This window comes from Paenibacillus sp. WLX2291 (assembly GCF_046603665.1).
In the GTDB taxonomy this organism is placed as follows: domain Bacteria; phylum Bacillota; class Bacilli; order Paenibacillales; family Paenibacillaceae; genus Saccharibacillus.
Genome location: NZ_CP176755.1, coordinates 1 through 21,017, shown reverse-complemented (window position 1 = coordinate 21,017; position 21,017 = coordinate 1). Strand labels below are relative to the sequence as shown.

The window sequence follows — 21,017 nt, the reverse complement described above, 5'->3', positions numbered from 1 at the left end:
GATCGCTCAATCAACGATATACTTTTATATAATGAAGCGAAGCATCGTCAGCACCCTGAATTTTGATATCATGATCACGTAATCCAAGTAGTCGCCCATGTATCTGCTCCCCAATCCGCTCGCCTGCATACAAAATCGGAATCCCCGGTGGATACGGAATGATCATCTCCGCGCATATTCGATCTACAGCCTGCTCTAGCTTAATTGATTCTACATCCTCCGGCAGAATCGGAATCATATGAAAAGCGACCGGTTCAGAAATCAGATCTGCCATCTCCCGATCCCTATTGCCGCAAACATCACTTTCATAATAAGCATGACAAGCCGCTGCCAGATCAATCGGATGAGCTGCTGCTATATGACTTAGTGCATCTAACAATACGTCAGCATCTGCCATCCGCGAACCTACACTAAACACAAGCACAACATACCGCTCATCGCTCATCTCCGGTACGCATCCATATCGCTCCAACTGCTCCTGCAATTCACTCCCCGACCAGATTCCTGCGCGATCATACAGTACCACTTTAAACGGATCAACCTGATTACTGTATTCATCCACTTTGAAAACATTAGTCTGGTGACCATATTTATCAACTTTGAGTTCATCAACCTCGTGACCGTATTTATCGATTTTGAACGGATTAACTTGATTAGCGTATTTATCAACTGTATCGTCACTATATTCATTCAATCTATACTTTATATCGTTTTCGGCTGTATTCGCTGTATCGCCTACTTCACATACAATTTCCTGATTCTGTTCAGGTAACATACTTAACGGTTCATGCAGCACACCAAACCGAGCCAAACGAGTATCAGTATCTGTATGTTCACTTTGCTGAGACGCTTCAATCCCTTGTACAACCTGAATAACATCAGCTGTATAATCGTCTTGCCCAGCAATTCTTTCCAAAACCTGCTTTTCAAAAATAACTTCATCTTCCTTACGCACCACAAAGTTAATATGCTTTACACCATCTACCAGCGTATCCCGTACTTTTAATCCCATTTCAAACCAAGCTGATCCATTCTTCTCCAGCAAATAACGACTCAGATCCAGCGAAGCCATAAGTGGATACGACGGGCTAGAACTTTGAATCATCGTCAAACGCTGTTTAAGCAGACTTCGATTCAGCAGTTCACCCTGCACATGCAGCATCGCTCCCATCGTCATCGCCGTTAACATTTTGTGAGTAGATTGCACTACCGCGTCCGCTCCTGCCGCTAACGCACTCTGTGGAAAACGTGGATGATGACCATAATGCGCCCCATGCGCCTCATCAATTAACAAAGGTACACCATACTCGTGGCAGAGCTTGGCAATATCCGTCAAATCTCTGCCCATTCCATAATAATTAGGCGATGTTAGTAGAACACCACGCGCCTGAGGGTACTTCTGCAATGCCAGTTTGATACTTTTGAATGAAGGAATGACAGCTAACCCACTTTGTATATCCAGTTCCGGTGTCAAAAATACCGCTTGCGCTCCCGCCATCATCAAACCATGAATAACCGACTTATGCACATTACGCTGCACCAGTATCAGATCATTCGGATGTGTACACACGGTCAACAATACCGCGAGATTTCCAACTGTACTACCGCCAATCAGCCAATGTGTTTCTTCCGCTCCAAAACAACGCGCTGCCAGCTTCTGCCCTTCCTGAATAACTTCTTCTGGATGGTGCAGATCGTCCGTACCTTCAATCTCAGTCACATCAATTTTTAATACATGATGCAAATACTCCATATCGCATTCTAGATCGTAGCCACACTCTGTACCATCACCATCATCTAGTTCTCTACCCGCATGTAGTTCTCCACCCAAATGCAACTGATTCACCAAGCCAGTGCCAGATTCAGAAAGCAACGGTGTAGCTTCTAGGAATTCAGATAGTGACTCAACATAAGCTGCACCGTTTTTATGCCCAGGCACATGATAACTACGCTGCCCGGATTGCGCATATTGTACTAACCGTTCATACAATGGCGCCCGCATGCACACTTTTCCTTCTTCTTCTCGATGCTGATGCTCCTTCATTTTGCCAACACTCCTACCATCTTGTCTACGTTCTGCTCTATATACTTATATCTTATAAATACAATATGATAGATGTAGAGAATTCAATCTCTCCATCTCCATCTCCATCTCCATCTCCATCTCCATCTCCATCTCGTAAATTATAAATCCATCAAGTGATCAAAGATCAATCTATACTTTCCCAATCACTATAATAATTTAGTAGCTATATCTATCTATGATTTACAGCTATCCGCCGAATAGATATGTTATTATTGATCTTAATTTCCAGCTCTACAATTATTTCTTCCAGCATGGACATAAATTTATTGTAGATTTCCAGTTATCCTTATTATAATTATAGCAGAAGCAGGGAATCTGCTATATTACAAGTTCATCCCGCTTACCCGGTTCTTGCAGAATGATGCAAGCCATACTGCACCTTTTTGCCTGCTAATCTGCTTGTAAATTGGTTCCAAAGTGCTCTCTATCCATGTCATCTTTTAACCGATATACATAAGGCATACTGTTTTCTTATTGATCCATTCCAGAAATTGCATATACCGTATAGTACATCGCATTATAATCAAACAATCAGTTTCTTCCCCATACATGTCTTTATTTGCGCTACAAACCATATCCATAGTTATATGTATATGAATCGAAAGGTGGATTGCAACCATATGGTAGTAGAGCAACAAGAAAATGCAACATTTTATCAATACAAACTCATCAAAAAATGGCCGATTACCAAAGCCTGGTTCTGGACATATCTACTTTTGCCTGTCGTGGCTTTGATTGCTGAAGTATTCTACTTCTCTTGGGAAAGTATCGGCTTCTGGCTACTGTCTTTCCCACTTGTGTTATGGATTCAATTTGTCATTTCACGTTCCGTACTGATTATGACTGTAAACCATCTACGCAAAAAATGGCGTTTTCAGCTGCACTATCCATGGATTGGTTATTTGCCAGACCAGTATATGAGCTACTCTACATTCCGCCGTGTACTCCTACATACCACCTGGATCGGATTTTGCTTTACAGCCGTCCTATTTATGTGGTTGCCAGTATCATTCTCCATCTCGCTAATCGTATGGCATCTATGGTTGTGCCTCCCACGCATGCTGATTTTGATGCGTCTAATGCGCCAACGTAAAGATGGTATGTTAAAACTAAGCCGTGAAGATGTTTCCTATTACATCAGCTAATATACAAGACATCACATCAATTGTCATGGATAGAAATCGAATAATTGTAAATAACAATAAAAAAGACGCTATCTCAATAGATAGCGTCTTTTATCATTCATAAACTAATAAGCAAATGTAGATCAATCAAAGTTCATACAGTAGAACCAACAACAATGACCCAAATAACAAACAAAAGTATGATACAACAAAAAAGACGTTATCCATTAGGACAACGTCTTTCTTCTCTGTCTTGCTGGTTCGCTTGGCAACGTCCTACTCTCCCAGGACCCTGCGGTCCAAGTACCATCGGCGCTGGAGGGCTTAACGGTCGTGTTCGGGATGGGTACGTGTGGAACCCCTCCGCCATCATCACCAAACGTGCAGATGTGTTGATCACCTGAAAACTGAATCCGAAACGATCCATCGCGTGTTTAGAATCTTGGATAAGCCCTCGACCGATTAGTATTGGTCAGCTCCATGCATTGCTGCACTTCCACCCCCAACCTATCAACCTCGTCGTCTTCAAGGGGTCTTACTAAACTTGGGAAATCTCATCTTGAGGGGGGCTTCACGCTTAGATGCTTTCAGCGCTTATCCCGTCCGCACGTAGCTACCCAGCGATGCTCCTGGCGGAACAACTGGTACACCAGCGGTGCGTCCATCCCGGTCCTCTCGTACTAAGGACAGCTCCTCTCAAATTTCCTACGCCCACGACAGATAGGGACCGAACTGTCTCACGACGTTCTGAACCCAGCTCGCGTACCGCTTTAATGGGCGAACAGCCCAACCCTTGGGACCTACTTCAGCCCCAGGATGCGATGAGCCGACATCGAGGTGCCAAACCTCCCCGTCGATGTGGACTCTTGGGGGAGATAAGCCTGTTATCCCCAGGGTAGCTTTTATCCGTTGAGCGATGGCCCTTCCATGCGGTACCACCGGATCACTAAGCCCGACTTTCGTCCCTGCTCGACGTGTAGGTCTCGCAGTCAAGCTCCCTTTTGCCTTTGCACTCTTCGAATGATTTCCAACCATTCTGAGGGAACCTTAGGGCGCCTCCGTTACATTTTAGGAGGCGACCGCCCCAGTCAAACTGCCCACCTGACACGGTCCCCGTACCGGATCACGGTACTAGGTTAGAACTCAGATGCGATCAGGGTGGTATCCCAACGGCGCCTCCAAGGAAGCTTGCGCTCCCTCTTCCTAGGCTCCCACCTATCCTGTACAAATCGCACCCCAGTTCAATATCAAGCTGCAGTAAAGCTCCATGGGGTCTTTCCGTCTTGTCGCGGGTAACCTGCATCTTCACAGGTATTAAAATTTCACCGGATCTCTCGTTGAGACAGCGCCCAAATCGTTACGCCATTCGTGCGGGTCAGAATTTACCTGACAAGGAATTTCGCTACCTTAGGACCGTTATAGTTACGGCCGCCGTTTACTGGGGCTTCGGTTCATAGCTTCGCCCGAAGACTAACCACTCCCCTTAACCTTCCAGCACCGGGCAGGCGTCAGCCCGTATACTTCGCCTTGCGGCTTCGCACAGACCTGTGTTTTTGCTAAACAGTCGCTTGGGCCTTTTCACTGCGGCCCCCTCGTGCTATTCACACTACCGGGGCACCCCTTCTCCCGAAGTTACGGGGTCATTTTGCCGAGTTCCTTAACGAGAGTTCTTCCGCGCGCCTTAGAATTCTCTTCTCACCTACCTGTGTCGGTTTGCGGTACGGGCACCTGCTTCCTGGCTAGAGGCTTTTCTTGGCAGTGTGAGATCATGACCTTCGCTACTATATATTTCGCTCCCCATCACAGCTTCCTTGGAGTGTGCGGATTTACCTACACACAAGTCTCACTGCTTAGACAGGCATCCATCAGCCTGCGTCACTACCCTCCTGCGTCACCCCGTTGCTCATAGCGGCTTTCGGTGGTACAGGAATTTCAACCTGTTGTCCGTCGACTACGCCTTTCGGCCTCGCCTTAGGTCCCGACTTACCCTGAGAGGACGAGCCTTCCTCAGGAACCCTTAGGTTTTCGGCGGATCAGATTCTCACTGATCTTTTCGTTACTCATACCGGCATTCTCACTTGAATGATGTCCAGCGCTCCTTGCGGTACACCTTCAATCCTCATTCAACGCTCCCCTACCCCTGATGCGATGCATCAAGCCATAGCTTCGGTGGTGTGTTTAGCCCCGTTACATTTTCGGCGCAGAGTCACTCGACCAGTGAGCTATTACGCACTCTTTCAATGGTGGCTGCTTCTAAGCCAACATCCTGGTTGTCTGGGCAACTCCACATCCTTTCCCACTTAACACACACTTCGGGACCTTAGCTGATGGTCTGGGCTGTTTCCCTTTCGACAATGGACCTTAGCACCCACTGTCTGACTCCCGGAATAAAGTCTGCGGCATTCGGAGTTTGACTGAACTTGGTAACCCTTGCGGGCCCCGCATCCAATCAGTGCTCTACCTCCGCGACTCATCTTCCGAGGCTAGCCCTAAAGCTATTTCGGGGAGAACCAGCTATCTCCGGGTTCGATTGGAATTTCTCCGCTACCCCCACCTCATCCCCGCACTTTTCAACGTGCGTGGGTTCGGACCTCCAGTACGTGTTACCGTACCTTCATCCTGGACAGGGGTAGATCACCCGGTTTCGGGTCTACGTCCACGTACTACAGTCGCCCTATTCAGACTCGCTTTCGCTGCGGCTCCGGCTTCTCACCTTAACCTTGCACGGGAACGTAACTCGCCGGTTCATTCTACAAAAGGCACGCCATCACCCCTAAAACGGGCTCTGACTTGTTGTAAGCACACGGTTTCAGGTTCTATTTCACTCCCCTTCCGGGGTCCTTTTCACCTTTCCCTCACGGTACTGCTTCACTATCGGTCGCTAGGGAGTATTTAGCCTTACCAGATGGTCCTGGCAGATTCATACGGGGTTTCACGTGCCCCGCACTACTCGGGATCCGTCTCGGAGGGAACACACTTTCAACTACAGGGCTTTCACCTTCTACGGCGGGCCGTTCCAGACCTCTTCATCTACCATATTCCTTTGTCACTCCAAAGAGACGTCCCACAACCCCAAGAAGCAAGCTTCTTGGTTTAGGCTGTTCCGCGTTCGCTCGCCGCTACTGACGGAATCACTCTTGTTTTCTCTTCCTGAGGGTACTTAGATGTTTCAGTTCCCCTCGTCTGCCTCTGCACATCCTATGTATTCAGATGTGAGTCACTGGAGATGAATCCAGTGAGGTTTCCCCATTCGGACATCCCCGGATCAAAGCTTGCTTACAGCTCCCCGAGGCCTTATCGTTGTTCGCCACGTCCTTCGTCGGCTCCTAGCGCCTAGGCATCCACCGTGTGCTCTTACTAGCTTAACCTAGTTGGTGGTCTTCTTATCAAAAGAAGAACCTATTATTACTCTTCGTTACCGATCCTGTTTGCACAGTGTCTGGTAAGAACAGTCTTCTAAAACGCGATGTTTCGTTTCGGTATCCAGTTTTCAAGGATCAACTTGAAAGAGTGGTTGCTCTTTCAAAACTGACAACGAGTGAGTGTCGATCCACATGGGACCCGCGTCTGGTTTCCCAAACGACTTATATTTGAATGTCTTCATTGCAGAAGACGATTCTCCATAGAAAGGAGGTGATCCAGCCGCACCTTCCGATACGGCTACCTTGTTACGACTTCACCCCAATCATCTACCCCACCTTCGGCGGCTGGCTCCTTGCGGTTACCCCACCGACTTCGGGTGTTGCAAACTCTCGTGGTGTGACGGGCGGTGTGTACAAGACCCGGGAACGTATTCACCGCGGCATGCTGATCCGCGATTACTAGCAATTCCGACTTCATGCAGGCGAGTTGCAGCCTGCAATCCGAACTGAGACCGGCTTTTTAGGATTCGCTCCACCTCGCGGCTTCGCCTCCCGTTGTACCGGCCATTGTAGTACGTGTGTAGCCCAGGTCATAAGGGGCATGATGATTTGACGTCATCCCCACCTTCCTCCGGTTTGTCACCGGCAGTCTGCTTAGAGTGCCCACCATGATGTGCTGGCAACTAAGCATAAGGGTTGCGCTCGTTGCGGGACTTAACCCAACATCTCACGACACGAGCTGACGACAACCATGCACCACCTGTCTGGAATGTTCCGAAGAAAAGGTACATCTCTGTACCGGTCATTCCGATGTCAAGACCTGGTAAGGTTCTTCGCGTTGCTTCGAATTAAACCACATACTCCACTGCTTGTGCGGGTCCCCGTCAATTCCTTTGAGTTTCAGTCTTGCGACCGTACTCCCCAGGCGGAATGCTTAATGTGTTAACTCGGCACCAAGGGTATCGAAACCCCTAACACCTAGCATTCATCGTTTACGGCGTGGACTACCAGGGTATCTAATCCTGTTTGCTCCCCACGCTTTCGCGCCTCAGCGTCAGTTACAGCCCAGAGAGTCGCCTCCGCCACTGGTGTTCCTCCACATCTCTACGCATTTCACCGCTACACGTGGAATTCCACTCTCCTCTTCTGCACTCAAGTCACCCAGTTTCCGATGCGACCCGAAGTTGAGCTTCGGGATTAAACACCAGACTTACATGACCGCCTGCGCGCGCTTTACGCCCAATAATTCCGGACAACGCTTGCCCCCTACGTATTACCGCGGCTGCTGGCACGTAGTTAGCCGGGGCTTTCTTCTCAGGTACCGTCACTTCTCTAGCAGTTACTCTAGAAAACGTTCTTCCCTGGCAACAGAGCTTTACGATCCGAAAACCTTCATCACTCACGCGGCGTTGCTCCGTCAGGCTTTCGCCCATTGCGGAAGATTCCCTACTGCTGCCTCCCGTAGGAGTCTGGGCCGTGTCTCAGTCCCAGTGTGGCCGATCACCCTCTCAGGTCGGCTACGCATCGTCGCCTTGGTGAGCCGTTACCCCACCAACTAGCTAATGCGCCGCAGGCCCATCCTTCAGTGACAGATTGCTCCGTCTTTCGTTCGTCGTCCATGCGGACATCGAACGTATCCGGTATTAGCTACCGTTTCCGGTAGTTATCCCAGGCTAAAGGGCAGGTTGCCTACGTGTTACTCACCCGTCCGCCGCTAAATCTCAAAGAAGCAAGCTTCTCATCGATTCCGCTCGACTTGCATGTATTAGGCACGCCGCCAGCGTTCGTCCTGAGCCAGGATCAAACTCTCCATAAAAGTGTTTGACTTGCTCATTTCTTGCTGGCGAGAACATTGCTGTTCTCTATTGTTTGAAGAACCTAAGTTCTTCACTCACTCGTTGTTCAGTTTTCAAAGATCAAGCTCTTTCGTATGCTGCATTGTCTCTCGCAGCAACTCTTATATCTTACCACCTCGCTAGCTTGCTGTCAACAACTTTTTTCGAAGTTGTTTTTCTCAATGATGTAACTCATCATAGAAACGACAGAGGCTTGTAAAAGGCTTGTAAAAGGCTTGTAAAAGGCTTGTAAAAAAGACTATACCATGGATTAATCGAGTAAGTCAACACCTTTTTACCCATTTCTTTTTAACTAGCTTGCATCTTATATATTTGCCGTATAGTTGTCCATTCTGTTCAGATGGCATTCTGCTCTTCTAGATCATCAATAATAGAATAGCTATGAGAGTTGTCATTTGTCTTTCTTTATAATAGATGTAATACATATTTAGAAGATAAAAGAGATTCGAGAACAGGTGCTGTAAGACTTTTGAATATAAAAAGCATTCCCAGCAAACGGGAATGCTTTAGGAGTTTTAATATCTACCTTGGATCGTATTGCTGTTAGATTCCAGCTCTTTCATTCACAATTTTCAAATGCAAAGCCTCTCGTGCGCCTTGTATAGAAGATTTTATAGAAATGGATACAGATACAAATAGAAGGATTGGCGTGTTTTATATAGTCTGTATACTCTTTTACGATGATCTTCATTATTGTATAGGATTGATTGTAAATCATCGCTATCCCACTTAGTGCTGCAATACAGATTGAATGTGCAGTTTGCGGTTTTCGATTAGATTGTAGATTGTTTCATTGACTGCAACCATCGGTCGAGTGGGATGATCTCGGTCGGAAAATACGATTTTGCCGATTGCTCCGTTACTAAGACGTACGCTTGTACCATTATGGAACTGGGTGACTTTGCGGATAAAGGTGGTAACGACCGCAGGATCCAGTTTGCCAAAGGATTCGCTTTCCAATTGTTCCAGTACAAGATAAGGAGATTGGGCTTTACGATAATTTTTGGATAGAGTCATTGCATGAAAAATATCCGCTACGGCTACGATACGAGCATAAACATGAATGCGTGTATGATCCAAACGAAGAGGATAGCCCGATCCATCGACTTTCTCATGATGTTGAAGTGCTGCCAGTCTGACACCTTCGTTAATACCGGTTACTTTTTTCAAGATTTCGTACCCATATAATGTATGACGACGCATCTCATCGAGTTCGGATGGCTCAAGACGCGATGGTTTGTACAAAATATCGGGATCGACACGGATGTTACCGATATCATGGAATAGACCTGCAAGCGCGACCTGCATACCTTCATTCTCAGGGACACCCATCCATTTGGCGATTCGATAAGAGGTTAAGCTAGTCAACAATGCATTGTGATATATATACTCATCCTGCTTCATCTGTGCTGGATAAAAAGTCAGGATATTGTAGTGACGGGAATGTGAGATCAGCTGCTCTAGCCCGGTACGCAGTTTGTATACGGGAATATCCTGTGCCAATGCAGATTGAAAGCATTGTTTGATCATATGTACCATAGAGGTATACGATTGTTCAAATGACACACGTTCTGGACGCTTGATCGTCGTTGATTCCAAAATAAGGGGCGTATCTGTTGCTGCCGGTGGAGCGGGTCTCTCATTATCAATCGCTTCAATCAGAAACGCCTGCAAAACAGTCAAATCGCGTGGTAATAGCATTTTACCTTTTGGTAGTAGCAAATTACCTTTCTCGGTGAATACATCGTTATTCAGACGAGTACCAGGCTTTAATTCGGATACTGGAGTCAGGACCATACGGATAACCTCTTTTCATAAGGGATAGGTGATCATGTTCTATACAATGGGACACGACAAACACAGGAGCTTTTACATAAACAGACACTATACGTAATCGTGGAGACGGTTACATACGTCCAGAAAGAATGCAGGAAGGATCAGAAAGAATCTGATACCACTTCATCTTGATCAAATAGACAATTGTTGATTAGGACAGAGCTCTGAGTTATATAAAGATTGGAGTAGCTACAAAACGGACATCGGTGTATCAGCACATGATGTATGTAATCGAAAACCGCTTGTATCATTGATTGGAATATCGCTATCTGGGATCAAAATGAGATACTAGTACTTTAGAAAAGCAGTATATAGAGGGGAATAGAGTAGGAAAGAATAAAGAAGATGATTGCAATAAAAATTACAATTAATTACATATAGGTACTATGACTTATAATTATGTACATATATTAGCATCTAAAGACCTATAATACAATCTATTTATTCAATTTATTAGTTATAAAGTAGGTTAATTACCATCCCATGCTTGATAGATCGATTGATTGGCGCTGTATAGGTGGGTTCATTGGTATGTGATTGTGTATTGGACTAGTTATAGCATTATCATATACATGTAAAATAAAAGAGCATGAACCCTTCGCCTGTATTCAGGCTAAGGTTCATGCTCTTTTGATTATGACAGTGGATGGTAAACTAGCTTTTACAAGTTCACGTATCCATTACTAATTATGATAATTGAGGCTTACAGATTATTTATTTGCAGAATATATTACTCTTCTGTTGTGTCGCCTTCGTCTGCTGCTAGAGCATCATCGGAACCTTCACTGTTGTCTACCACTGCGGATGCTTCCGTTGTTTCTGTTCCATCTGCATTGGTTTCTTCTAGTTCATCTTCTTTTGGCTCTTCGCTCTTCTCGGTAATACATACAGTTGCTACTGAATCTTCATCACGGATGTGAATCAGACGTACGCCCTGCGTATTCCGACCCATCGTGGAGATCGTCTCGATGCCCATACGAATCAGTGTACCGCTGGTCGTGATGATCATCAGATCGTCATCTTCGCCAACGACTTTCAGACCGGACAGCTCACCATTTTTGTCAGTCACGTTCATCGTTTTGATCCCTTTACCGCCACGCGTTTGCAGACGATATTCTTCGCCTGGTGTGCGTTTCCCATAACCTTTGGCAGTAACGATCAATACTTTGAGGTCGTCCTGAATCAGATCCATACCAACCAGACGGTCGCCTTCATCCAGAGTAATACCTTTGACCCCGGTAGCGCTACGTCCCATCGAACGAACATTATTCTCGTTAAAACGAATGGACATGCCGTACGCTGTACCCATAATAATGTCCTGCTTGCCGTCGGTCAGTTTGACCTGAATCAGTTCATCATCTTCACGCATATTGATGGCAATCAGACCACCCTTACGGATGTTCGTATAGTCATCCAGACGCGTTTTCTTCACTACACCTTGACGGGTGGCAAAGAACAGATACTGGTCGCCTTCAAAGTCCTGAACCGGGATGACGGCATTGACCGATTCGCCCTGTTCGATCTGAATCAGGTTGATCACCGGTGTTCCGCGTGCAGTACGACCGAGTTCCGGAATCTCGTATGCTTTGATCCGATATACTTTACCTTTGTCCGTAAAGAACAGCAGATGATGGTGAGAATTGGTTACGAACAGATGCTGGACAAAGTCCTGATCTTTCATATCCACACCCATCACTCCGCGTCCACCACGACGCTGGCTACGATACGTCGTTACCGGAGAACGTTTGATATAACCGGTATGAGTGACGGTGACGACAACTTCTTCCTGCGGAATCAGATCCTCGTCAAGAATACTTTCTTCACCAACCGTAATCTCAGTACGACGCTCATCGCCAAACCGTTCCTATCGAACAGAACATTATTCTCGTTAAAACGAATGGACATGCCGTACGCTGTACCCATAATAATGTCCCTGCTTGCCGTCGGTCAGTTTGACCTGAATCAGTTCATCATCTCACGCATATTGATGGCAATCAGACCACCCTTACGGATGTTCGTATAGTCATCCAGACGCCGTTTTCTTCACTACACCTTGACGGGTGGCAAAGAACAGATACTGGGTCGCCCTTCAAAGTCCTGAACCGGATGACGGCATTGACCGATTCGCCCTGTTCGATCTGAATCAGGTTGATCACCGGTGTTCCGCGTGCAGTACGACCGAGTTCCGGAATCTCGTATGCTTTGATCCGATATACTTTACCTTTGTCCGTAAAGAACAGCAGATGATGGTGAGAATTGGTTACGAACAGATGCTGGACAAAGTCCTGATCTTTCATATCCACACCCATCACTCGCGTCCACCACGACGCTGGCTACGATACGTCGTTACCGGAGAACGTTTGATATGAGCTCATTCAGCTCTTCGCTAATGATCTCCAGTACGCGGTATTCATTCGCTAGAATATCGCGATATTCAGCAATCATACGCAGCAGTTCGTTATATTCATTCTCAATCTTGTCGCGTTCCAGTCCAGTCAGACGTTGCAGACGCATATCCAGAATCGCTTGAGACTGTTCTTGACTGAGTGAGAAACGTTCAATCAAACCTTCTCGTGCCGCTTCGCTTGTCTGAGAGGCACGGATCAGGGCGATAACTTCGTCCAGGTTATCCAGTGCAACACGCAGACCTTCAAGAATATGCGCGCGAGCTTCTGCTTTTCTCAGTTCAAATTCAGTACGGCGACGAATCACTTCGATCTGATGCTGAATGTAATGATAAATCACTTCACGCAGACCAAGCAGCTTCGGTTCGTTGTTCACGATCGCCAGCATATTCACACCAAATGTGGATTGCATCGCAGTATGCTTGTACAGGTTATTGAGCACGACGCTTGGATTCACATCGCGACGCAACTCAACAACAATCCGCATCCCGTTACGATCAGACTCGTCACGCAGATCGGTAATGCCTTCGATCCGTTTTTCGCGAACAAGTTCAGCGATCTTCTCAACCAGACGCGCTTTGTTGACTTGATACGGAATCTCGTTGACGACGATCCGTGCTTTATTGTTATTTTCCTCAATGGTTGCCTTGGCTCTCATCGTAATAGAACCACGACCTGTCTGATAAGCCTGACGAATACCGGAACGACCCAGAATATAACCCGAAGTCGGGAAGTCTGGTCCATGGATATAATCCATAAGCTCCATAGACGTAATATCTGGATTCTCGATCATCGCCTGTACGCCATCAATCACTTCGCCGAGGTTATGAGGCGGAATATTCGTTGCCATACCAACCGCAATCCCCGAAACGCCGTTTACGAGCAGGTTGGGATAACGAGCTGGCAGTACAACTGGTTCGCGCTCTTCCCCATCATAGTTGGGGATAAAATCGACGGTATCTTTGTTCAGATCACGTAGCATTTCCAACGCCATCTTCGACATACGTGCCTCAGTATAACGCATCGCTGCCGCCATATCGCCGTCGACAGAACCGAAGTTACCGTGACCGTCGACTAGCATATAACGCATGGAGAAATCCTGCGCCATCCGTACCATCGTTTCATATACGGCAGAGTCACCGTGTGGGTGATACTTACCGATTACTTCGCCGACGATTCTCGCCGATTTTTTGTAAGGTTTGTCCGGTGCCATGCCGAGTTCCGACATCGCAAATAAAATACGCCGATGTACAGGCTTCAAACCGTCGCGTACATCAGGCAAAGCCCGGCTGACGATAATACTCATCGCATAGTCCATAAAGGACTCGCGCATCTCTGTACCGATATCCCGGTCTTTGATCTGCGAAAACTTCTCTTCCGCCATGCTAAGCCTAGCCTCCTTATTGCAGCCTTCGTTTGCACAAATGGATGCTTGTTGACCTGGTCATGGAGACTTCTACACTCCAGCCGGTCTTTGTATAAAAATAAGTTTCCTGTCACCAGTATGGGGGTTAAAAGCACTCGCCTCAGGGGCGATCAAATGATGATGTTATGCCCGGTGCTACATCACTTTATTATACCATTTTTTTCGTGTAATGTCCTGTGTTTTCGCGCTATTTGCAGCACTTTTCCAATCAAAAATCACAAAATATTTATCGATACCGGACAAAGCGTTCTAAAAAGCAAAAGGAGCATCCACCGTGTGGCAGATGCTCCTCTGTCATTTGTATAATTACGCTATTTTCTCGTTAGAAATCGAGATTTTTGACGTATTTGGCATTTTCTTGGATAAAGTCGCGGCGCGGTTCTACATTGTCGCCCATTAGTGTATCAAAGATGGCGTCAGCAAGAATGGCATCTTGAATGCTCACTTGCAGCATTGCGCGACTTTCGGGATCCATGGTCGTTTCCCACAGCTGGGAAGCGTTCATCTCACCCAGACCTTTATAGCGCTGAACGTTAAATTTGGCATTTTCGCCAAAACCAGCGATGATCTCGTCGCGTTCTCTTTCCGAGTTGGCGTATACTGCCGTTTTGTTACGCTCCACTTTAAACAATGGAGGCTGAGCGATATACACATAACCTGCCTCAATAATCTGGCGCATATACCGATACAAGAAAGTCAGCAGCAGCGTACGAATATGCGCGCCGTCGACATCAGCATCGGTCATGATGATGACTTTGTGGTAACGCGCCTTGGACAGATCAAACTCGTCGCCAATACCAGTACCGAGCGCCGTAATAATCGCACGAATCTCAGCGTTGCCGAGAATACGATCCAAACGTGCTTTTTCTACGTTCAGAATTTTACCACGCAGCGGCAAGATTGCCTGGAAATGACGATCGCGACCTTGTTTGGCTGAACCGCCGGCAGAGTCACCCTCAACGATATACAGTTCGCTGATGGATGCATCCTTGGACGAGCAGTCTGCCAGTTTACCTGGCAATGCGCTGACTTCCAGTATACTCTTACGGCGTGTCAGTTCGCGTGCCTTACGAGCCGCTTCACGCGCTCTGGATGCCTGAAGCGATTTGTCCAGTACGCGGCGTGCCACGGAAGGATTCTCGTTCAGGAATTCCTGCAACTTCTCAGAGAAGAGGGATTCTACAATACCGCGAACTTCACTGTTGCCGAGCTTGGTTTTGGTTTGACCTTCAAACTGCGGTTCAGGAATCTTCACGGAAATGATCGCCGTCAAACCTTCGCGCACATCTTCACCGGTCAGATTGCCGTTGTTGTCCTTGAGCAATCCGTTACGGCGTGCATAATCATTGATGATCCGCGTCAGAGCACTTTTGAAGCCGGATTCGTGCGTACCGCCTTCATGGGTATTGATGTTGTTGGCAAAGGAGTAAATGTTCTCCGTGTAGCCTTCGTTATATTGCAACGCAATCTCGATCTGAATCTGATCGCGCATGCCTTCTACATAGATCGGTTGCTCGTTGATGACTTCCCGATTCTGGTTCAAATACTGCACGTATTCGATAATACCGCCATCATAACGGAAACTGTTGGACACGCCAGTACGTTCATCAGTCAGACTCAGAGCAATACCTTTATTCAGAAAAGCCAGCTCACGAATCCGTCCTAATAACGTATCGTAATCGTATACGGTCGTTTCAGTAAAAATCTCCGCATCTGGACGAAATGTTACGGTTGTACCTGTGCCTTCGTCGTCATTCATCTCGCGAAGTACTTTGATATCTTCGACAGGCGCACCACGTCTGTATTCTTGCTGATGGACTTTGCCATCTGTTTTGACTACAACGCGCACATGTTCGGACAGTGCATTTACAACGGATACACCGACACCGTGCAAACCGCCGGATACTTTATATCCGCCGCCGCCAAATTTACCGCCGGCATGCAGTACGGTCATAACGACTTCAAGCGCGGAGCGCTGTGTTTTTTGCTTCCACGCCTACCGGGATTCCGCGTCCATTATCGACAACAGTGATGCTGTTATCTTCGTGGATGGTTACTTCAATATGGTCACAGTATCCGGCTAACGCCTCGTCAATACTGTTATCTACAATTTCCCAGACCAGGTGATGCAGGCCTTTGGAGCTGGTCGATCCGATATACATACCCGGACGCTTACGAACGGCTTCCAAACCTTCAAGCACCTGAATCTGACTGGCATCATAAGCCGGTTGATTCGTCGACATGACATTTCACCTACTTCTGTATTTTAAGGCAACCACACGCAGCGGTTGCAGTTATGCATTCATCAAAAAGCTATTGGTACGCTTCTTCAGCGTGGCAGAGGAAATGGGAGAGTAATACACTTTGTTTTTGGTGACTACAATCGACTTTGGTTCTTCTTCGCCGATTGCTTCGACCTTTTTGTCTTCGTGGGCAAAGCTGACGAACTGCTTGGAGATTTTGGAAGACTTCTCAATCGATATATCAAAAATAGCTACAAGTTCGGAAAAACGGATAATTTTCTCGCCGCCCAGGTGAATATACATAAGAACGGGCCTCCCTTATTTCTCAATATGCCCCTGCTGGACATGGAAAATCTGGGCTTCCTTCAAACGTCCGGCATTGATACTCTCGATTCCGGTCGCTGTGATGAAAGTCTGCACTTTGTCCTGAAATGTCTCAATCAGCTGGGTTTGACGATAAGGGTCCAGTTCGGATAGAACGTCGTCCAGCAAAAGAATCGGATATTCTCCGATCTCTTCGTGAATCAATTCAATTTCAGCCAGTTTCAGCGATAAAGCGGTTGTGCGCTGCTGACCTTGCGATCCAAAAACAGCGGCTTCATTGCCGTTGATGTGAAAGGTCAAATCGTCTCGATGTGGACCTGCCAGAGTCGCGCCACGGCGATATTCCTGTTCTTTCACTTGTGATAATTTTATCATAAATTGCTCAAATAAGACAGCTTCATCTTCTTCTTCCGATTCGCCAAATGACGGGACGTACGATAGCAGCAGTTTCTCTTTGCCACCAGTTATCCCCATGTGGATATTTTCCGCCCAGCCTTGAAGCTTGTGGATAAATTGCTTGCGCTTTTTGACAATTCGTACGCCATGTTCGACCAGTTGCTCATTCCAGATATCCAGCATCGTGCTGTCCTTACTGCCTGAGCTCCACGCTTGCTTCAGAAAATTGTTGCGCTGTACAAGCACTTTCTGATACTGCTGCAAGTGATGCAAATAGCTCGGCTGTACCTGTCCGATCTCCATATCTAGAAAACGGCGGCGAATGCCCGGCGAGCCTTTGACGATCTCCAGATCTTCTGGCGCGAACATAACCGCATTGATCGTACCGATAAAATCGCTCAGCTTGCGCTGCTCTAGCCCGTTAATCTTTGCCTTTTTCCCTCGTGCGGAAAAGTTGAGCTCCAGTTTGACCTTGCCATACTTTTTGTCCGCTTCGCAGGTAATCCGAGCGCTATCGGAATCAAAGGAGATCAATTCCTTGTCCTTGTTCGTCCGGTGTGACTTGGATAGCGCCAGCACAAACAGCGCTTCGATCAGATTCGTTTTGCCCTGTGCGTTCTGTCCGATAAACAGATTGACTGGTGCAAAGGAATCCAGCTGTAGATGCTCATAATTGCGATAATGTTGTAGGCTAACTTGGTTAATGAACATCAGTACGATCCTCCGGCTTATTGCTCACGTTGAACCTTGAATTTGCCCTCACCTTGCACATCGACTTCATCTCCGGCATACAGCTTGCGACCGCGACGCTCTTCCGGCTCTCCGTTCACTTTGACCATCTGTTCTTGCAATAAGGCTTTGGCGCTTCCGCCTGTGGATACGCAATCCGCTAACTTCAAAAATTGATCCAGCTTAATATATTCCGTCGAAATCGAAATCATTTTCATAATAGGGATAAACCGTCCTTTCGGGATGACTGATTAATAGGGCCGCTCAGAAATGAATAGCCAGGTCTTTGCATCATACCATAGTCCAAGCATGCACTACTACGGTTATGGGCAAAGTACCCGGCTATTTTTCGTTATTTTGCCATAAGGCAGTAGATAAAGAGCATGCCAAAGGCTGCCGCGAGGGCAGCCTGAAATGACATGTCTTTGTGGAGTGGACATGCAAAGCAAATGGTTATACACATGTGCATAAGTTTTTGAGACGACGTTTCGCAAATGTATAAACCTGTTTATTTATGCATATTAGTTCGTTGTACGGTATGGCAGGATGATATATAGGCTGCGGCTTTCATCCAGTGGCTTGATGATGATCGGACTCATAATGCCGGTAAATTGGATCGACAATTGCTCGCTTTCGATCACTTTCAGTACATCAAGCATATATTTGGAGTTGAACGAGATGCGCAGTGGCTCGCCTTCAAAACGCGCAATATCTAGTTGCTCGGTGACACGACCGAGTTCGGAAGAACTGGAGGAAATTTCAACAGCGCCATTTTCCAGCGTTTGCATGCGTACGATGTTTGTTTTCTCTTCGCGGGACAACAGATAGGCACGATCAATAGAATCTGCCAGTTTTTTCGTATCCATCACCAGCTCTGTTTTGAAACTGGTCGGGATGATTTTGGATGTATCCGGATATGTGCCGTCCAGAATGCGGGAATAGAACAATACACGGTCGATTTTGAACAGTACTTGGTTGTCAGCAACGACGATGTCTAGCAGCTGATTTTGGTCCGGGATGATTTTGCTCAATTCATTTAGCGTTTTACCAGCGATAACTACGTTGCTAAAACGAACAGTCGTTTCGTCATTCAGATGAACGGTGCGGCTGGCGAGACGGTGACGATCGGTTGCGACAAATTTCAATTCGCCTTCTACGAGATTCCACAGAACACCAGTCAAGATTGGTGTTGTTTCCTGTGTGGAAATGGAAAATGCCGTTTGTTTGATCATGTTTTTCAATAGATCACCAGGAACGGAAATTTGCTGATTTTCTTCGATGTTTGGTAGTACCGGGAATTCTTCCGGGTCCAGACCAACCAATTGGATGTCGGTAGCACCTGCACGGATAAATGTTTGAAATCCATCTTTGACTTCCATCTCGATTTCTTGGGATGGGAGTTTTTTGATAATTTCAACAAAGAATTTGGCTGGTAAAACAACGCTGCCTGGGCGGTCGATCTGCACAATCGTCTTATCTGCATCTTCTGCCGGGATAAACGATTGGATCGAAATGTCGGTATCACTGGCGGTGAGGGTTACACCTGAATAACTCACATCAAATTTGATACCGCTAAGGATCGGGATCGTTGTGCGACTGGAAATAGCTTTGGATACATGTTGTATCGATTCATTCAGATAGGTTTTCGAGATTTGGATTTTCATAGTTTCACTCCTAATCAGCATCATTCATGCTTTGCGATATCTTTTATACCGATGCACCGTGAGGTGCGTTTTAGCAAGAAGTATATATTTAAAATATAGTAGTAATCGTAGTAGGGGCGGTGAATATGTGGATAACCCATCTCAGCCCAGTCATGACGGCATAAAATTAAGCCTATCCACATGTGTATAAAGTGTGTATAGGCTTGTTGTTGTTCAGGATGGATTTTTGATCTTGTCCATCAGATTGTTGACCACCTTAAATAATTCCTGATCGGATTTGAGCGATTGGGTGATTTTCTCGTGGGCGTGAATTACGGTTGTATGGTCACGTCCACCAAAAGCCTCTCCAATCTTCGGCAGAGAATAATCGGTCAGCTCGCGAGACAGATACATGGCAATTTGCCGTGGAAAGGCAACAGCTTTGGTCCGTTTGCGCGCTTTGAAATCCTCCAGCTTGAGATTGTAATATTCGCCAACTCGCTGCTGAATGTCCTGAATGGTAATAATTTTGGGACGACTGGAAGGAATGATATCCTTCAGCGCTTCCGCTGCCAGATGCGAGGTCACATCTTGATTCGTCAGCGACGAATATGCGACAACGCGGATGAGAGCGCCTTCTAGCTCACGGATGTTCGTATCGATCTGATTGGCGATATACATCATCGCTTCATTCGGAATATCGAGATTTTCGGCGCGGGCTTTTTTTCGTAAAATCGCAATCCGCGTCTCTAGATCCGGCGGCTGAATATCCGTAATCAAACCCCATTCAAACCGCGAACGTAGTCGTTCTTCCAGTGTTGGAATTTCCTTCGGCGGTCGGTCACTGGAAATAATGATCTGCTTACTTTCCTCATGCAGCGCATTAAATGTGTGGAAAAATTCCTCTTGCGTCGATTCTTTACCCGCCAAAAATTGAATATCATCGATCAGTAAAATGTCGATGTTGCGGTACTTGTTGCGGAAGCTTTCCCCACGGTTGTCACGAATTGAGTTGATAAATTCGTTCGTGAATTTCTCCGAGGAAATGTACACTACTTTGCTATTCGGATTGTGCTGCAAAATGTAGTGACCGATCGCATGCATCAAATGCGTTTTGCCAAGACCGACACCACCGTACAAAAACAACGGATTGTATGCTTTGGCAGGCGCTTCGGCGACCGCAAGCGAGGCTGCATGGGCAAAACGGTTGCCCGCCCCTATGACGAATGTATCGAATGTATATTTGGGATTCAGCATGTTGGCGAGTGGTTCCTCTGCCTGCACGACTGCCGGTTGAACCGGTGCCTGCTGCGGGATGAGAGCTTCTTCCGGAACAGCTTCCTCAATGACAAATTTCACATCAACCTGTCTTCCCAAAAATTCAAAAACCGTAGAGCTGACTAGTTTGGTATACCGGCTTTCTAGCCATTCAACGGCGAAGGTGGTCGGTGCTGAGATAACGATTGAGTTTTCCGTAAATGTCAGCGCTTTGGTTGCCTTGAACCAGGTGTCAAAACTCGGCTTACTGAGCTTTGTCTGAATAATCGATAGTATTTGCTGCCATAATTCGGAGGTATGGCTGTCCAC

9 protein-coding genes, 3 rRNA genes and 2 pseudogenes are annotated in these 21,017 nt (G+C 46.7%); 1 reads left to right on the top strand and 13 read right to left on the bottom strand.

Annotation, left to right across the window (positions count from 1 at the left end; translation table 11 throughout):
• Positions 1-10 precede the first annotated feature (10 nt).
• Complete coding sequence (locus ACDE64_RS00070) at positions 11-2,044, bottom strand: aminotransferase class I/II-fold pyridoxal phosphate-dependent enzyme (RefSeq protein WP_411348604.1); 2,034 nt, start codon at positions 2,042-2,044, stop codon at positions 11-13.
• Positions 2,045-2,706: 662 nt separating this feature from the next.
• Between ACDE64_RS00070 and ACDE64_RS00065 the strand changes: the two genes are divergently transcribed.
• Complete coding sequence (locus tag ACDE64_RS00065) at positions 2,707-3,231, top strand: hypothetical protein (protein WP_411348603.1); 525 nt, start codon at positions 2,707-2,709, stop codon at positions 3,229-3,231.
• 242 nt (positions 3,232-3,473) lie between these two features.
• Here the strand turns inward: ACDE64_RS00065 and rrf are convergent.
• The 12 genes and pseudogenes from rrf to dnaA all read right to left on the bottom strand — a co-directional run bounded on the left by rrf (position 3,474) and on the right by dnaA (position 21,017).
• A 5S ribosomal RNA gene (gene rrf, locus ACDE64_RS00060) occupies positions 3,474-3,590 on the bottom strand.
• A 62-nt stretch (positions 3,591-3,652) separates the two neighbouring features.
• Positions 3,653-6,578: ribosomal RNA gene (locus ACDE64_RS00055) — 23S ribosomal RNA — on the bottom strand.
• A gap of 258 nt (positions 6,579-6,836) precedes the next feature.
• A 16S ribosomal RNA gene (locus ACDE64_RS00050) occupies positions 6,837-8,388 on the bottom strand.
• The 16S, 23S and 5S rRNA genes sit together here, the layout of an rRNA operon.
• A 769-nt stretch (positions 8,389-9,157) precedes the next feature.
• Entirely contained in the window at positions 9,158-10,225 is a 1,068-nt protein-coding gene (locus ACDE64_RS00045; protein WP_411348602.1) for an HD-GYP domain-containing protein, read from the bottom strand.
• 769 nt (positions 10,226-10,994) lie between these two features.
• The gene (locus ACDE64_RS00040; protein WP_411350382.1) at positions 10,995-11,804 is read right to left on the bottom strand and encodes a DNA gyrase C-terminal beta-propeller domain-containing protein; all 810 of its coding nucleotides are present in this window, start codon (positions 11,802-11,804) and stop codon (positions 10,995-10,997) included.
• A pseudogene (locus ACDE64_RS00035) lies at positions 11,793-14,053 on the bottom strand (DNA gyrase subunit A); the annotation flags it as partial. The pseudogene ACDE64_RS00035 and the gene ACDE64_RS00040, both read right to left, overlap by 12 nt.
• Before the next feature lie 364 nt (positions 14,054-14,417).
• Positions 14,418-16,338: pseudogene (gyrB, locus tag ACDE64_RS00030) on the bottom strand (DNA topoisomerase (ATP-hydrolyzing) subunit B).
• Positions 16,339-16,389: 51 nt separating this feature from the next.
• On the bottom strand, positions 16,390-16,641 hold the full coding sequence (gene remB / locus ACDE64_RS00025) for an extracellular matrix regulator RemB (RefSeq protein ID WP_322907167.1): 252 nt from the start codon (positions 16,639-16,641) through the stop codon (positions 16,390-16,392).
• Between the two features lie 15 nt (positions 16,642-16,656).
• Complete coding sequence (gene recF / locus ACDE64_RS00020) at positions 16,657-17,769, bottom strand: DNA replication/repair protein RecF (protein ID WP_411344552.1); 1,113 nt, start codon at positions 17,767-17,769, stop codon at positions 16,657-16,659.
• 17 nt (positions 17,770-17,786) lie between these two features.
• Positions 17,787-18,005, bottom strand: a complete 219-nt coding sequence (gene yaaA / locus ACDE64_RS00015) for a S4 domain-containing protein YaaA (protein ID WP_411344551.1) — start codon at positions 18,003-18,005, stop codon at positions 17,787-17,789.
• 303 nt (positions 18,006-18,308) lie between these two features.
• Positions 18,309-19,451 (bottom strand): DNA polymerase III subunit beta, encoded by a 1,143-nt coding sequence (gene dnaN, locus ACDE64_RS00010; protein ID WP_411344550.1) that lies wholly within the window; start codon positions 19,449-19,451, stop codon positions 18,309-18,311.
• A 213-nt stretch (positions 19,452-19,664) separates the two neighbouring features.
• On the bottom strand, positions 19,665-21,017 hold the full coding sequence (dnaA, locus tag ACDE64_RS00005; protein ID WP_411344549.1) for a chromosomal replication initiator protein DnaA: 1,353 nt from the start codon (positions 21,015-21,017) through the stop codon (positions 19,665-19,667).